Origin of the sequence: Dankookia rubra (genome assembly GCF_004355005.1) — a bacterium.
Classification (GTDB): domain Bacteria; phylum Pseudomonadota; class Alphaproteobacteria; order Acetobacterales; family Acetobacteraceae; genus Paracraurococcus; species Paracraurococcus ruber_A.
Genome location: NZ_SMSJ01000010.1, coordinates 19,415 through 32,654 on the forward strand (window position 1 = coordinate 19,415; position 13,240 = coordinate 32,654).

General features: G+C 71.4%; 19 protein-coding genes. 11 read left to right on the forward strand and 8 right to left on the reverse strand.

All coding sequences use genetic code 11. The annotated features are described in order from the left end of the window. The first annotated feature begins 34 nt into the window (after positions 1–34). The gene (locus E2C06_RS10525) at positions 35–205 is read left to right on the forward strand and encodes a YdcH family protein (RefSeq protein WP_133288564.1); all 171 of its coding nucleotides are present in this window, start codon (positions 35–37) and stop codon (positions 203–205) included. 67 nt (positions 206–272) lie between these two features. On the opposite strand, the gene E2C06_RS10530 is transcribed toward E2C06_RS10525, so the two are convergent. Continuing rightward, positions 273–842: a DUF1013 domain-containing protein gene (locus tag E2C06_RS10530; protein WP_133288565.1), complete on the reverse strand. Its 570-nt coding sequence runs from the start codon at positions 840–842 to the stop codon at positions 273–275. 117 nt (positions 843–959) lie between these two features. Here E2C06_RS10530 and E2C06_RS10535 point away from each other — a divergent pair, with 117 nt between their 5' ends. Then, on the forward strand, positions 960–1,163 hold the full coding sequence (locus E2C06_RS10535; protein WP_133288566.1) for a DUF1192 domain-containing protein: 204 nt from the start codon (positions 960–962) through the stop codon (positions 1,161–1,163). 43 nt (positions 1,164–1,206) lie between these two features. Here the strand turns inward: E2C06_RS10535 and E2C06_RS10540 are convergent, their stop codons facing one another. The 3 genes from E2C06_RS10540 to rpmE form a co-directional block, all read right to left on the reverse strand. Further along, on the reverse strand, positions 1,207–2,025 hold the full coding sequence (locus tag E2C06_RS10540) for a helix-turn-helix transcriptional regulator (protein ID WP_133288567.1): 819 nt from the start codon (positions 2,023–2,025) through the stop codon (positions 1,207–1,209). A 115-nt stretch (positions 2,026–2,140) separates the two neighbouring features. Next, positions 2,141–2,617, reverse strand: a complete 477-nt coding sequence (locus tag E2C06_RS10545) for an Hsp20 family protein (protein WP_133288568.1) — start codon at positions 2,615–2,617, stop codon at positions 2,141–2,143. 206 nt (positions 2,618–2,823) lie between these two features. Further along, positions 2,824–3,051 (reverse strand): 50S ribosomal protein L31, encoded by a 228-nt coding sequence (rpmE, locus tag E2C06_RS10550; protein WP_133288569.1) that lies wholly within the window; start codon positions 3,049–3,051, stop codon positions 2,824–2,826. A 437-nt stretch (positions 3,052–3,488) separates the two neighbouring features. On the opposite strand from rpmE, the gene E2C06_RS10555 reads away from it, so the two are divergent. Continuing rightward, entirely contained in the window at positions 3,489–5,081 is a 1,593-nt protein-coding gene (locus E2C06_RS10555) for a 2-isopropylmalate synthase (RefSeq protein ID WP_133288570.1), read from the forward strand. 39 nt (positions 5,082–5,120) lie between these two features. Here the strand turns inward: E2C06_RS10555 and E2C06_RS10560 are convergent, their stop codons facing one another. The 3 genes from E2C06_RS10560 to E2C06_RS10570 all read right to left on the reverse strand — a co-directional run bounded on the left by E2C06_RS10560 (position 5,121) and on the right by E2C06_RS10570 (position 6,594). Beyond that, a complete protein-coding gene (locus E2C06_RS10560) occupies positions 5,121–5,318 on the reverse strand; it encodes a hypothetical protein (protein WP_133288571.1) in 198 nt (65 codons plus the stop codon). Between the two features lie 72 nt (positions 5,319–5,390). Continuing rightward, on the reverse strand, positions 5,391–6,023 hold the full coding sequence (locus tag E2C06_RS10565) for a sigma-70 family RNA polymerase sigma factor (RefSeq protein ID WP_241671208.1): 633 nt from the start codon (positions 6,021–6,023) through the stop codon (positions 5,391–5,393). A 67-nt stretch (positions 6,024–6,090) separates the two neighbouring features. Further along, positions 6,091–6,594, reverse strand: coding sequence for a sigma-70 family RNA polymerase sigma factor (locus tag E2C06_RS10570; protein ID WP_133288572.1), 504 nt, complete (start codon positions 6,592–6,594; stop codon positions 6,091–6,093). 93 nt (positions 6,595–6,687) lie between these two features. On the opposite strand from E2C06_RS10570, the gene E2C06_RS10575 reads away from it, so the two are divergent. The 6 genes from E2C06_RS10575 to E2C06_RS40250 all read left to right on the forward strand — a co-directional run bounded on the left by E2C06_RS10575 (position 6,688) and on the right by E2C06_RS40250 (position 10,715). Beyond that, positions 6,688–7,443 carry a PhyR family response regulator anti-anti-sigma factor gene (locus E2C06_RS10575; protein WP_133288573.1) on the forward strand — a complete coding sequence of 252 codons (756 nt, stop codon included), beginning with the start codon at positions 6,688–6,690 and terminating at the stop codon, positions 7,441–7,443. Positions 7,444–7,563: 120 nt separating this feature from the next. Then, on the forward strand, positions 7,564–7,728 hold the full coding sequence (locus E2C06_RS10580) for a DUF1328 domain-containing protein (protein ID WP_133288574.1): 165 nt from the start codon (positions 7,564–7,566) through the stop codon (positions 7,726–7,728). A 10-nt stretch (positions 7,729–7,738) separates the two neighbouring features. Further along, on the forward strand, positions 7,739–8,386 hold the full coding sequence (locus E2C06_RS10585; RefSeq protein WP_133288575.1) for a hypothetical protein: 648 nt from the start codon (positions 7,739–7,741) through the stop codon (positions 8,384–8,386). A gap of 24 nt (positions 8,387–8,410) precedes the next feature. Beyond that, the gene (locus tag E2C06_RS10590) at positions 8,411–10,249 is read left to right on the forward strand and encodes an ABC transporter ATP-binding protein/permease (protein ID WP_165982318.1); all 1,839 of its coding nucleotides are present in this window, start codon (positions 8,411–8,413) and stop codon (positions 10,247–10,249) included. 128 nt (positions 10,250–10,377) lie between these two features. Further along, entirely contained in the window at positions 10,378–10,521 is a 144-nt protein-coding gene (locus tag E2C06_RS37505; RefSeq protein WP_165982319.1) for a hypothetical protein, read from the forward strand. A 65-nt stretch (positions 10,522–10,586) separates the two neighbouring features. Beyond that, positions 10,587–10,715, forward strand: coding sequence for a hypothetical protein (locus E2C06_RS40250; RefSeq protein ID WP_277751809.1), 129 nt, complete (start codon positions 10,587–10,589; stop codon positions 10,713–10,715). A 48-nt stretch (positions 10,716–10,763) separates the two neighbouring features. Here the strand turns inward: E2C06_RS40250 and E2C06_RS10595 are convergent, their stop codons facing one another. Further along, on the reverse strand, positions 10,764–11,006 hold the full coding sequence (locus tag E2C06_RS10595; protein WP_133288577.1) for a YMGG-like glycine zipper-containing protein: 243 nt from the start codon (positions 11,004–11,006) through the stop codon (positions 10,764–10,766). A 277-nt stretch (positions 11,007–11,283) separates the two neighbouring features. Here E2C06_RS10595 and E2C06_RS10600 point away from each other — a divergent pair, with 277 nt between their 5' ends. Both E2C06_RS10600 and mreC read left to right on the forward strand, forming a co-directional pair. After that, complete coding sequence (locus E2C06_RS10600; RefSeq protein ID WP_133288578.1) at positions 11,284–12,327, forward strand: rod shape-determining protein; 1,044 nt, start codon at positions 11,284–11,286, stop codon at positions 12,325–12,327. Positions 12,328–12,372: 45 nt separating this feature from the next. Beyond that, positions 12,373–13,236, forward strand: coding sequence for a rod shape-determining protein MreC (mreC, locus tag E2C06_RS10605; protein WP_133288579.1), 864 nt, complete (start codon positions 12,373–12,375; stop codon positions 13,234–13,236). Positions 13,237–13,240: the final 4 nt, after the last annotated feature.

Genomic DNA, 13,240 nt, shown 5'->3' on the forward strand with positions numbered 1-13,240 from the left:
GCCACCGCGCCTCACAGACGCAGGGAGATGCCGAATGAACACTTCGCCGAGGATCCGGTCCCTTGAGGAGCGGCATGCGGTGCTTGACCGGCAGATCGGCGAGGAGGACGGACGGCCCAGACCCGACGAGACGGAGCTCAACCGGCTGAAACGGGAGAAGCTGCGGCTCAAGGAGGAAATCGAGAAGCTGCGCCGCCAGAATTAAGAACTGCCGGAAAGGCCGCCGTGCCCCGACTGGCGCGGCGGCCCATCGCCGCTGCAGGCAGCTTGCGTCAGGCCATGCTCTCTTCCGCATCCATCGACGGCAACGGCGCGCCGGGCGGCCGCTCGCCAGCCGCGGCGACGGCGGCATTCAGGTCGCCCTGGCTGCAGAGGCCGAGGATCACCGGGTCGCGCGGCTTGATGTTCGGGCTGTTCCAGTGGGTCTTGTCGCGGACCTTGGCGATCGTCTCCTTGGTGGTGCCGAGCAGCTTGCCCACCGCGACATCGGTCAGATGCGGGTAGTGCCGCAGCACCCAGGCGATGGCATCCGGCCGGTCGTTCCGCTTGGAGACGGGGGTATACTTGGCGCCCTTGCCGCGCGGCTTCGGGATCGGCAGGGAGTTGGCCGAGATCTGCAGCCGGGCGGAGGAATCGGCTTCGCAGCGGGCGATTTCCTCCCGCGTCAGCTGGCCGTTCAGCACCGGGTCGTAGCCGATGATGCCCTGCGCCACCTCGCCGTCGGCGATCGCCTGGACCTCGAGCGGGTGCATGCCGACGAAATCCGCCACCTGCTCGAAGGTCAGCGAGGTCTTCTCGATCAGCCACACGGCGGTGGCCTTCGGCATCAGGGGCTGGGTCATGGAAGCGGAACCTTCTGGGCGGCGCCGGGGAGGGCCGGGCATCCCCGACACGGCAATGGCTGGCATATAGAGGCGCCCCCCCGCAGGGTCAAAGCCCGGAAGGCAAAGGAGAATGGAATGATGGAGGACGATCCGCCACGCCGCGCGCGAGGCCTGGTGAACGGCTTCGTGCCGCCAGTCCTCGATGGCTGCGACGTCGAGGAACTGAAGAACTACATCGCCAGGCTCCAGGCGGAGATCGGCCGGGCGGAAGCGGCGATCGCCAGGAAGGAGGCGCACCGGGGCGCGGCGGATGCGTTCTTCCGCAAGGCCCGGGAATAGACCACGGGAACAGCTCAAGCGCAGCCGGGGGCGGGCCTCCGCATCAGGCGGGATGGTAGGTCTCGATCCTCAGCTCGCGCAGGGTCAGGTCCTGGGCGGTGCCGAGGGTGGCGATCGTGGTCAGGTACCGGGTCGGGCCCGGCATCTCGACCGGCACGACGAGGGGCGCCGCCAGGCCCGGCGGACGGGACCGCATGAGCGCCGCGACGCCGGGCTGCGCCAGCGCCTCCTCGATCGGCGGGCGCCGCGCCGGGTCGGCGCTCGGCAGCCGCGCCTCCCGCTGCACCCGGTCGAGCAGCGCCCGCGCCACCTCCGGCCAATTGCCGATGAAGCGGCGGGCGCCCTGGGGGTGGCAGAGCAGCCGCAGCAGGTTCGGCCGCGGCGCCGGAAGCAGGGCGAGGCGGGCCACCGGGCCGGCGCCCACCGCCGGCTCCGCCCCGGCGGCGAGGCAGGCATCCAGCGCCCCGGCATAGGCTTGGTTGACCATGACGATGTCCCAGGACGCGTCGAAGGCAACCGCCGGCAAGGGGTCGTGCCGCGCCAGGATCAGCCGCAGCGCCGCCAGCACCTCGGCCATCGCAGGGGCCTCGAGCGGCGTCTCGCGATGCGCCGGCGCATGGCCGGCGGCGAGCAGCACCCCGTCGGCCTCCCGCGGCGGCACGCCGAGCACCTCGCAGAGCCGCAGCACCAGGCCGGGACTGGGACGGGACCGGCCGGTCTCGACAAAGCTGAGGTGCCTGGTGGAGATGCCGGTCTCGAGCGCCAGGTCCAGCTGGCTCAGCCGCCGGGCACGGCGGGCGCGGGCCAGCAGGGGGCCGGCGCCATGGCTGCAGTCGGCTTGGCTGTTCTGATATCCGTCCATGTGCCCCAGCCTGCCGGGGCCGACGCGCGGATTCCATTACCTGTCGGGTAAAGCGCGCATGAAAAAGGCCGGCGGGTTGCCCCGCCGGCCCTCGTCCGGAACCCGTCCAGCCCGCTCAGGCGGCCTGGGCCTGGTCCGCCTGCTCGTTCACGGTGATCTGCGGCTGCGGCCGGCCGGCCTGCACCGGGATCTGCCGCGGCTTCAGCGCCTCCGGCACCACACGCTTCAGGGCCAGCTCGAGCAGCCCGTTCTCCAGGTTGGCGCCCTCGACCACAATGTGGTCGGCGAGGACGAAGCGGCGCTCGAAGGCGCGCCCGGCGATGCCGCGATGCAGGTAGCTGCGGCCTTCCGGCGCCTGCGGCGCGCGGCCCGCGACGGTCAGCACGTTTTCCCGCGCCACCACGTCGATGTCGCCAGGGCCGAAGCCGGCGACGGCCATGGTCAGGACGTAGCTGTCCTCACCGGTCTTCTCGATGTTGTAGGGGGGGTAGCTCTGCGCCTCGCCCACGCTGCGGGCGGATTCGAGCTGACGTGCCAGCCGGTCGAAGCCGATGGCGGTACGGAAGAGGGGAGAGAAATCGAGGGTGTTCACAGCCAGAACCTCCTTGGCAAGCAAGGTCTGTTGATGCCTGCGGCCCCTGACCCGAACGGCCCCGACAGGGCACCGCGAAGGGAAGGAACCACGCCCGGAGCCCCAGCAGGGCGCCCCGTGACAAGGCTGAAATTGGCAAGCGCCGCCCCCCGGTCAAGGGGGCGGCGCTGTCGAATTCGACAAACCCGGCCGCGGCCGGGGGCAGCTTACTTCGTGCGCGTGCCGATGCCGGCGAAGCGCTTGTTGAACTTGGCGACCTGGCCGCCGGTGTCCATCACGCGCTGAATGCCGGTCCAGGCCGGGTGCGACTTCGGGTCGATGTCGAGCCGCAGCGTGTCGCCTTCCTTGCCCATGCAGGACCGCGTCTTGTAGGCGGTCCCGTCGGTCATGATGATGTTGATCTCGTGGTACTCGGGATGGATGTCGGGCTTCATGGCGCGCTCATGAACTGGGGCGCAGCCGATACCGACCGGCCGCGGGAAGCGGAGGGCTATAGGGGAAGGGGAGGGGGCGCGCAACCATCCTGCCGCCAGCCCGCCCGCCATCCGCGGGCCTCGCCCCCCTTCGTAAGGCGAGGGCTGACGCAGCGCCGGGACCGGGCCGGCGCGGCTCCGGCCACTTCCGCACTGGACGCCGTGGTTCCGCCCGCCTAGGTTGCCCGCCCATGCAGCGCAGCGCATCCCCTGCCGGCCTGACCCGCGGTATCCCCGTCGGCGGTCCCGCGCGCGCGCTCCTCGGCCTCCTTCTCCTTCGACTTAGCCGCCCCTGGGCGTGACGACCGGCTGACTGCCGGTTATCGCTCAGGGGATCCTGGGGCGCCTCCGTGCGCCCCCGCGCGGCTGAACGAGACGACGACCAAGGAACGCCCCAGATGGCCATCAATCATCCCAGCTTCGGCACGCTGGACGACGACCGCATCATCTTCTTCGACACCACCCTGCGGGACGGCGAACAGTCGCCCGGCTTCTCGATGAACCTCGAGGAGAAGCTCCGCATGGCCGAGGAACTGGCCGAACTCGGCGTCGACGTGATCGAGGCCGGCTTCGCCATCGCCTCCCCCGGCGACTTCGAGAGCGTGCAGTCGATCGCACGGAAATTCGCCAAGGACGGCCCGGTCATCGCCAGCCTGGGCCGCGCCAACCCGGCCGACATCCTGCGCAGCGCGGAGGCCCTGAAGCCGGCGGCACGCAAGCGCATCCACATCGTCTTGGCGACCTCCGAGCTGCACATGCGGGTCAAGCTGCGGCTGACGCCGGAGGAGGTGCTGGACCTGACGACCTCGAGCGTCACCCTGGGACGGCAGCATTCCGACGACGTCGAGTGGTCGGCCGAGGACGGCAGCCGCTCCGACCCCGACTTCCTCTGCCGCTGCGTCGAGGCGGCGATCAAGGCCGGCGCCACCACCATCAACATCCCCGACACCGTCGGCTACTCGATGCCGGAGGACATGGCGCGGATCTTCCGCGACCTGCGCAACCGGGTCCCGGGGATCGAGAAGGTCGTCCTTTCCGCGCACAACCACAACGACCTCGGCATGGCGGTGGCCAATACGCTGGCCGCCATCCAGGCCGGCGTCCGGCAGATCGAGAGCACCATCAACGGCATCGGCGAGCGTGCCGGCAATGCCAGCCTCGAGGAAGTGGCGATGGCGCTGCGCACCAGGCGCGACGCGCTGCCCTTCAGGAACAACATCCAGACCCCGCGCATCCTGCGGACCTCGAAGCTGCTGGCGACCATCACCGGCTTCGACGTGCAGCCGAACAAGGCCGTCGTCGGCCGCAACGCCTTCGCGCATGAATCGGGCATCCACCAGGACGGCGTGCTGAAGGACGCCTCGACCTACGAGATCATGACGCCGGAGAGCGTCGGCTGGACCACCAACTCCCTCGTGCTCGGCAAGCACAGCGGCCGGGCCGCCTTCCGCGACAAGCTGAAGGCGCTGGGCTATGGGGAGATCGGCGACAATGCCCTGAACGACGCCTTCCGCCGCTTCAAGGACATCGCCGACCGCAAGAAGGTGGTCTACGACGAGGATGTGGCGGCGCTGGTCGATGACGAGGTCGTCCGCGGCAACGACCGGGTCAAGCTGGTCGGCCTGACCGTCGCCACCGGCCTCGGCGTCCGGCCGATGGCGACGCTGGCCCTCGAGGTGGACGGCGAGCGGCGCGACGGCATGGCGACCGGCGATGGCGCGGTGGACGCGACCTTCATCGCGATACGCCAGGCCTTCCCGCACGACGTCGCGCTAAAGCTGTTCGCGGTGCAGAGCGTGACCGGCGGCACCGACGCGCAGGCGCGCGTCACCGTGCGGCTGGAGGAGAACGGCAAGCTGGTGGATGGCCAGGGCAGCGACACCGATACCATTGTCGCCGCGGCGCGGGCCTATGTGCATGCGCTGAACAAGCTGCTGGCGAAGCGCGAGCGGACCATGCCGCCGGAATTCCAGGCCGCGCTCACGGCCTGACGCCAAGCGCGCGGCACCGGGTCGCCCGGTGCCGCCGCCTCAGTCTTCCTTCGCCGCGCGATCTTCCTCGATCATCCGGAGCAGGGCTTCCGGGATCGGTTCGCTCGCGACTGTGTCATATAGCTGGTGCAACCCGCGGCGCAGCCACAGGTCGAAGGCGCTGTCCACCGCCCCGTCCTCCTGTTCCGTGCCGGGCTTTGCCGGATCGCCGGGTTTCTTCTGGTCCGTCTTGCCCATCGCCGCTGCCAGGAAGGACGGACTGGTGGCGGGCCGTTCCAAGACCGCCACACCACTCCGCGTCATCGCACCCTAGACCCCGGCGCGGTATTCGCCAATGCCCACGACATCGGAACGCTCCGACCGCGGCAGCTGCCGCTCGGACCGCTCCTCGCCGGCCAGCCAGGTCTGCAGCTGGCGCCGGGCACGGAAGACGCGGCTCTTCGCGGTGCCCACCGCGCAGCCCGTGGCCTGCGCCACTTCCTCGTAGGAAAGTCCTTGCAGAACAACCATGAAGAGCGCCTCGCGCTGGTCGCTCGGCAGCCGCCCGAGCGCCCGGCTGAGCTCCTTCAGCACCATCCGGTCGTCATGCGCGCCGCTGACCGCGAAGGCCGACATCGGCAGATCCTCGATGTCCGTGGTCTCGCGCTGCTTGCGCAGAGTTGAAATGAAGCGATTCCGGAGGATGCGGTGCATCCAGGCGGCGAAGTTGGTGCCGGGGGTGAAGCTCTCCTGCGCTGCCAGCGCATTCGCCACCGCGTCCTGCACCAGGTCCTCGGCCGCGGCACGGTTGCGGGTCAGCGCCAGCGCCTGCACCCGCAGCTTCGGCAGCAGCGCGACGAGCTGCTTGTGGAACTCGGCACTGGCGCGCCCGCCCCGCTGCGGCTTGGTCGCGACCGGCTGCCCGTCCTGAGCTTCCGGTGCGGTATTGGTCATGCCGTCCATGGTGCGTCCCCTTGCGATCTCTGATGACCAGTGATCGCCGGCGGGCCGGGGTTGCATCGCGGTTCCGTTACGCTGTCACACGACCGAGAGCGGCCGCGAGCTGGGTTCGCGCCCGCGACACCCGCGCCTTCATCGTGCCGACCGGCACGCCGCAGATCGCCGCGGCTTCGGCATGCGACATCCCCTGTGGGCCGACCAGGATCACCGCTTCCCGCAGCAGCGGCGGCAGGGCGGCGATCGCCCGCGCCAGGTCGCGCACCTGCCCCGGGGTTTCCTGCAGCGGCGGGGTGGCATCCTCCGGCACCGCGTCGCGCAGCCGCGCCGCTTCCCGTTTCCTGACCCGCAGCTGTTCGTGAAAGATGTTGCGCACGGTCGCCAGGCACCAGGCGCGCAGGTCCTCGACCGGCTCGGCCCGCTGGTCGAGGCTCCGCAGGCTGCGGGCCAGCGCCTCCTGCACCAGGTCGTCGGCTTCGCTGCGCGATCCGCAGAGGAATCGTGCGAATGCGCGCAGTTCGGGCAACAATCCCGCGAGCGCGGTCCGCAGTCCCGTATCCGTGGCTTGTTCGGTCACCGGACGGTCAATATCAACCTCATCCAATCCCAGCGAGGACGTCGGGCTTGTGCCAACGATGACAACCCGAAGAGCGGTCGAGGCCTGACTGCAATGAGTGCAATGGACCGCGGTGCGCTGATCCGAGCGCTTCCCTATGCGCGGCGCTATGCGCGCGCGCTGACCGGCAGCCAGTCGCAAGGCGACGAGGTGGTGGCGGAGGCGCTGAAGCAGGTGCTCGCCAATCCGCCGGAAAGCCTGGCCGCCGATCCCGGCGCGCGGGTCGCGCTCTATGGCGCGATCGGCGACCGCGTGCGCGGGGCCGAGGTGCCGCCGGAGGCCGACCTCACCGAGATGTCGCTGCTGCAGCGGATGCTGCTGCTGCTGACGGCGCTGGAGGAACAGCCGCTGACCGCCGCGGCCGCCGCCTGCCGCATCCTGCCGGCCGCGGCCGAGCTGGAATTGCGGCTGGCCCGCGACAGCCTGCGGACCGGCGTCGCCACCCGCGTGCTGATCATCGAGGACGAGCCGATCATCGCGCTCGACATCCAGGAACTGGTCGAGCGCTGCGGCCACAGCGTCGTGGGCATCGCCGCGACCGAGGCGGAAGCGGTCGCGCTCGCCGAGGCCGAGCGGCCCGGCCTGGTGCTGGCCGACATCAACCTCGGCGCCGGGGGCGACGGCGCCAGCGCGGTGGCGCGCATCCTCAAGCACCTGACCGCGCCGGTGATCTTCGTCACCGCCTATCCCGAAAGGCTGCTGACCGGGGAGGCGGTGGAACCCGCCTTCGTCATCACCAAGCCCTTCGATCCGACGACTTTGGCGGTGGCGACCTTTCAGGCCGTGACCCGCGGCGTGCGCCCCGTCTGAGGGCGCATGCGAAGGCGGACCGGCGCCACTGCACATCGTTGTTTCTGCCGGTTCGTTGAGCATCGGCAACCGCCGCGATAGGGCAGCGTTCTCCGGCTACTCACGTAACGGAGGACGCGCATGCTCTACTGGACCCTCATCTTTCTTGTCGTCGCGCTGGTGGCGGGCCTGTTCGGCTTCGGCGGCATCGCCTCGGCCTCGGCGGGCATCGCCAAGATCCTTTTCGCGATCTTCCTCGTACTGTTCCTGGTCTCGCTGATCTTCGGCGTGGTGCGCGGGGCCTGAGGCAGGCGTCATGCGGCGCCGCGCAGCGCTTCTCGCCACCGCGGCGCTCGCACCCGCTGCCGCCCTCGGGCAGGTCGTGGCCTCGCCGGGCAAGGGGGAGTTCTGGTTCGACCCGACCCAGCTGCCCTCCTTCACCGGCACGGTGGAGCGCTACCTGCCCAACCCGCGCGGCGAGACCGATGCGCTGATCTTCCGCGAAGGGCCGCAGATCGTCTTCCCGCCCGACATCGCCGACGCGGTCAGGCAGGCGGCGCCGCCCGGCAAGCCGCTGGTCGCCTGGGGCATCCGCGCCCGCAGCGCGCCCGTGATCACCATGCTGGCCTTCGCGCCCAGCGCCGATGCCGCGCCGACCGTGCTCGACCGCTTCTACTGGCGGCTCGGCGGCCGCCAGCCGCTGGAGCATGCGGCGCACCTCGCCGTCGCCGGCACGGTGAAGCAGCCCTACTACACGCCCCAGGGGGAGGTCGCTGGGGCGGTGCTGGAGGACGGCACGGTTGTCCTCGTCCCGCAGGGCGCCGCCGAGGGTGCCAAGGACCTGTTGAAGGCCGGCGCGAAGCTGGCGGCCGAGGGCATCGGCAGCGAAGGCGAGGCCGGCCGCGCCCTGCTGGCCAGCGCGCTCGGCGAGGCGCCGGGCGCGCTCAAGCCGCTGCCGCGCTGAGGCTTGCCGATGGCTGCCCGACCGATGCCTGACTCCGAATCCCTGCCGCCCCCCGACAGCTTCGCGCGCCGCGTCCGCCGCCTGGCCGGGCAATATTTCAACGGGGAGGAGAAGCGGAAGGCCCGGCTGCTGGCCGCCGGCCTGCTGGCGCTGACCCTGCTGCAGATCGGCATCCAGGTCCGCTTCAACGTCTGGAACCGGGATTTCTTCAACGCGCTCGAGCAGCGCGACCGCCCCGCCTTCTTCGGCCAGATGGGGCTCTTCGTCGGGCTGACGCTCGCCAGCATGGCAACGGCCGTGTTCCAGCTCTATGTCCGGCAGCTGCTGCAGCTGCACTGGCGGGAATGGCTGGTCTTCCGGCTGCAGCACCGCTGGCTGGAGGGCGGGCGGCATTACCAGCTCGGCTTCCTCGACGGCGCCGCGGACAACCCGGACCAGCGGATCAGCGAGAATACCCGCTGGGCGACGGCCATGGCGGTGGAGCTGGCGATCGGGCTGATCACCTCGGCGCTGATGCTCGTCTCCTTCGTCGGCATCCTCTGGACCCTGTCGGGGCCGCTGCATGTCGCGCTTGGCGGCACCGAGTTCGACATCCCCGGCTACATGGTCTTCGCCGCGCTGCTTTATGCCGGGATCGGCAGCTTCCTGACCTGGCGCATCGGCCGGCCCATGGTCCAGGCCAATGTCCGCCGCAACGAGGCCGAGAGCGACCACCGCTTCGCCCTGGTGCGGATCCGCGAGAGCGGCGAGGGCGTGGCGCTGATCCGCGGCGAGGCCGACGAGGAGCGCGGCCTGCGCCAGGCCTTCCTGCACGTCGCCGACGTCATGCGCGACCTGATGCTGAGCGAGCGGCGGCTGATGTGGCTGACCAGCGCCTATGGCATGCTGCTGACTGTCTTCCCCGTGCTGGTCGCCAGCCCGCGCTACTTCTCCGGCGCCATCACGCTCGGCGTGCTGATGCAGATCTCCTCCGCCTTCGGCCAGGTGACCACCAGCCTCAACTGGTTCGTCGACAATTTCCCCCGCATCGCCGACTGGCGCAGCCATGTCGAGCGGGTGGCGGAGCTGGAGGACACGCTGGAGGCCGAGCTGCTGACCGAGGCCGGGGAGGGCATCCGCATCGAGGAGGGCGCCGAGCCCGACGGGCGGGAGGTGCTGGCCTTCCGCGACCTGCAGATCGCGCAATCCGACGGCAGCAGCCTGATCGCCGAGGCCAATGCCGAGATCGCCGCCGGCGAGCGCGTGCTGATCGTGGGCGAGAGCGGCACCGGCAAATCCACCCTGTTCCGCGCCATCGCCGGCCTCTGGCCCTGGGGCGGCGGGGAGATCCGCATCCCGCCGCGCGAGGCGATGTCCTTCATGCCGCAGCGGCCCTACCTCCCGCTCGGGACGCTCGCCGGCGCGCTTGCCTATCCGCAGCCGGCCGACCGCTTCCCGGCCGAGGCGCAGGCGGCGGCTTTGACACGTTGCGGGCTGAAACACCTGGTTCCCCGGCTGGCGGAGACCGAGCGGTGGGACCGCATCCTCTCGCTCGGCGAGCAGCAGCGGCTGGCCTTTGCCCGGCTGCTGCTGCACCGTCCCCGCTGGGTCTTCCTCGACGAGGCGACGGCGGCGCTCGACGAGGAGAACCAGGACACCATGATGCGGCTGTTCCGGGAGGAGCTGGAGGGCACCGCGCTGGTCTCGATCGGCCACCGGCCGGGGCTCGACGTCTATCACGACCGGACCCTGAGCCTGGTGCGCGGGGCGGACGGGGCGAAGCTGACGGCGCGGCGGCGGCGGGACCGGCGGCAGCCGGAGGGAGCGCGCGACATGGCGGGGCAGGGCGGCCTGCGGCGGCTGCTGCGCGGGGCACGCGGCTGACCGGGCCAGCGGAAGCGGCGCCGGACCGCCCGGGAGTTGGTGCATTGCCGCTGTCGCCCAGTCCGTCGCGGGTTTGGCCCGGCGGCGCGGCAACTCCCGCCGTGCCGCATCACCGGACCCGGACCACCTTGCGCATAGGTGCCGAGCCGTGGCGCGATGCGCCGCTGCCGGTTGGCTACCGCCGGGCCGTGGTGACCGGCATCGCCGTGCCGCGCACCTCCTCCCCGGTCCATGTCCGCTTTATCGTCTTCGAGCTCGACGAGGGGCCCTGAAACCCCTGGTGGGTGGCCAGCGCCGTGCTCGCCGCGGCTTCGATCGGCATCCAGGGCCATGGCCCGTGGCGGTCGCTGCCCGGGGCGCCTCCCTCCGGGCGGCCTGTGGGTTGACGATCCGCTGCTTCGGCTCCGGCCTGCCGCTGCCGGTCGCCAACCTGGTGCTCAGCACCTTGGCCTCGCTGCTGGACTGACGCGGACGGCGAGGGGGCGCGCCGCGGCCGCGTCCCCTCGCAAGGCGGTCAGCGCCAGGCCGGCCGGCCGAGGTTGACGTCCCGGCCGCTGGTCAGCGCGCCGCCCGCCGCGCCCGCGGCGCCGCCGATCAGCGCGCCGGTGCCGGCGCTGCCGCCGGTCAGCGCGCCGATTCCCGCCCCGGCGCCGGCGCCGAGCAGGCCGCCGGAGACCGCCCGGTCGCCGGTCGAATAGCCGCAGCCGCCGAGCCCGAGCGCGCCGAGGGTCACCAGTCCGAGGACGATTTTCCGCATCTGCCGTCTCCTTCTTCCATGAGTCGTTGGGATAAGGAAACGCCGCTCGCTGGGCTGTGGTTGCGCTGCCGACCGGCCACGCCGGCGTGCGCTCGCGGCGGATTCGGTGAAGACGCGGACAGAAAGCTTGAGCGCCGGGCGGCCGGCGGGTAAGCCACGGCCGCAGCCGGACCCCCCGCGATCGTGAACGCGGGCCCGGGGCGCGCCTCCGCTGCCGCCCCGGAGCCGAGGATTCGGCGCCCCGGGTCACGACCTCCGACCAGAAGGTTTCCTTCGCATGTTCTCTCGCCTGTTCGGCTTCCTCTCGGCCGACATGGCCATCGACCTCGGGACCGCGAACACGCTGGTCTACGTGAAGGGTCGGGGCATCGTGCTGAACGAGCCTTCGGTGGTCGCCATCGCCGACCATCGCGGCCGCAAGCAGGTGCTGGCGGTGGGCGAGGAAGCCAAGCAGATGCTCGGCCGCACCCCGGGCAACATCGCCGCCATCCGGCCGCTGCGGGACGGCGTGATCGCCGATTTCGAGGTGGCGGAGGAGATGATCAAGCATTTCATCCGCAAGGTGCACAACCGCCGCAGCTTCGCCTCGCCGATGATCATCGTCTGCGTGCCCTCCGGCAGCACGGCGGTGGAGCGCCGCGCCATCCAGGAAAGCGCCGAATCGGCGGGCGCCCGCAAGGTGCTGCTGATCGAGGAGCCGATGGCGGCGGCGATCGGGGCGGGCCTGCCGGTGACCGAGCCCTCGGGCTCGATGGTGGTGGATATCGGCGGCGGCACGACCGAGGTTGCGGTCATCTCGCTCGGCGGCATCGTCTATGCCCGCAGCGTCCGGGTGGGCGGCGACAAGATGGACGAGGCGATCATCAGCTACATCCGGCGGCAGTTCAATCTGCTGATCGGCGAGAGCAGCGCCGAGCGGATCAAGATGGCGGTCGGCGCCGCGGCCGTGCCGGACGACGGCGAGGAGGGGCCGGTGATCGAGGTGAAGGGCCGCGACCTGATGCACGGCGTGCCGCGCGAGGTGGTGGTCAGCCAGCGGCAGATCGCCGAGAGCCTGGCCGAGCCGGTCAGCGCCATCGTCGAGGCGGTGAAGGTCGCGCTCGAGAACACCCCGCCCGAGCTCGCCGCCGACATCGTCGACAAGGGCATCGTGCTGACCGGCGGCGGCGCCCTGCTGCACCGGCTGGACGAGGTGCTGCGCGCCGCGACCGGCCTGCCCGTGGTGGTGGCCGAGGAAGCGCTGTCCTGCGTGGCACTCGGCACAGGACGCGCTCTCGAAGAGATGAAGCGGCTACGCCAGGTGCTGACTTCCATGTATTGATGACCTGTGAGGTGAGGCCCGCCCGCTGAGGTTCCCGGAGCCCGCGTGATCCGACTGAGCGTCCCGCTGCGACAGGCCCTGTCGCGGCTGTCCCTTCCGCTGCTGATCGCCCTGGCGTTCGGCACCATGCTCCTCGGCAAGGCGGATGCCCTGCTGGCGGAGCGCGCCCGCATGGTCCTGGCCGATGCGCTGACGCCGATCTGGGCCGCCCTGCGGGAGCCGGTGGGCGCGCTACGCGACGCGGCGCGGGAGGCCGGGACGCTGCTCGACATGCGGGCCGAGAATGCCCGGCTGCGCGAGGAGAATGCCCGGCTGCACCGCTGGCAGGCCGCGGCCCTGGCGCTGGAGGCGGAGAACGCCATGCTGCGCCGCCAGCTCGCCTACCTGCCGGACGCGGCGCCCGGCTTCACCACCGCCCGGGTCGTCGCCGACGGCGGCGGCACCTATGCCCGCGCCGTGCTGCTGGCCGCCGGGCCCAACCACGCCGTCCGCAAGGGCCAGGTGGCGCTCGACGAGCGCGGCCTGGCGGGCCGGGTGACCGAGGTCGGCGCGCGCTCCGCCCGCGTCGTGCTGGCGACCGACATCAACAGCCGCATCCCGGTGGCACTGGAAGGCAGCCGGGCCAGGGCCATGATGGTCGGCACCAACGGCGCCCGGCCGCGGCTGCAGTACTGGCCGGCCGGCAACCGGCCGCAGGAGGGCGACCGCGTGGTCACCAGCGCCGAGGCGAATGCCTTCCCCGCCGGCCTGCCCGTCGGCGTGGTGCGCTGGACCGCCTCCGGCGCGGCCGAGATCGAGCTCTTTGCCCGGCTGGACCGGCTGGATGTGCTGCGGCTCTTCGACTACGGGCTGGGCGGGATCCTGCCGCCCGAGGCGGTGGCGCGGCCCGAGCCGCGGGCGAAGCGGTAGCCGG

Coding starts and splice junctions, on each gene's coding strand:
- E2C06_RS10560 (WP_133288571.1), bottom strand. CDS start 5,318: ATGGGCAAGACGGACCAGAAGAAACCCGGCGATCCGGCAAAGCCCGGC.
- E2C06_RS10565 (WP_241671208.1), bottom strand. CDS start 6,023: ATGGACGGCATGACCAATACCGCACCGGAAGCTCAGGACGGGCAGCCG.
- E2C06_RS10540 (WP_133288567.1), bottom strand. CDS start 2,025: ATGGACGGATATCAGAACAGCCAAGCCGACTGCAGCCATGGCGCCGGC.
- E2C06_RS10580 (WP_133288574.1), top strand. CDS start 7,564: ATGCTCTACTGGACCCTCATCTTTCTTGTCGTCGCGCTGGTGGCGGGC.
- E2C06_RS10585 (WP_133288575.1), top strand. CDS start 7,739: ATGCGGCGCCGCGCAGCGCTTCTCGCCACCGCGGCGCTCGCACCCGCT.
- E2C06_RS10590 (WP_165982318.1), top strand. CDS start 8,411: ATGCCTGACTCCGAATCCCTGCCGCCCCCCGACAGCTTCGCGCGCCGC.
- E2C06_RS10600 (WP_133288578.1), top strand. CDS start 11,284: ATGTTCTCTCGCCTGTTCGGCTTCCTCTCGGCCGACATGGCCATCGAC.
- E2C06_RS10535 (WP_133288566.1), top strand. CDS start 960: ATGATGGAGGACGATCCGCCACGCCGCGCGCGAGGCCTGGTGAACGGC.
- E2C06_RS10575 (WP_133288573.1), top strand. CDS start 6,688: ATGAGTGCAATGGACCGCGGTGCGCTGATCCGAGCGCTTCCCTATGCG.
- rpmE (WP_133288569.1), bottom strand. CDS start 3,051: ATGAAGCCCGACATCCATCCCGAGTACCACGAGATCAACATCATCATG.
- E2C06_RS10525 (WP_133288564.1), top strand. CDS start 35: ATGAACACTTCGCCGAGGATCCGGTCCCTTGAGGAGCGGCATGCGGTG.
- E2C06_RS10595 (WP_133288577.1), bottom strand. CDS start 11,006: ATGCGGAAAATCGTCCTCGGACTGGTGACCCTCGGCGCGCTCGGGCTC.
- E2C06_RS10530 (WP_133288565.1), bottom strand. CDS start 842: ATGACCCAGCCCCTGATGCCGAAGGCCACCGCCGTGTGGCTGATCGAG.
- E2C06_RS10555 (WP_133288570.1), top strand. CDS start 3,489: ATGGCCATCAATCATCCCAGCTTCGGCACGCTGGACGACGACCGCATC.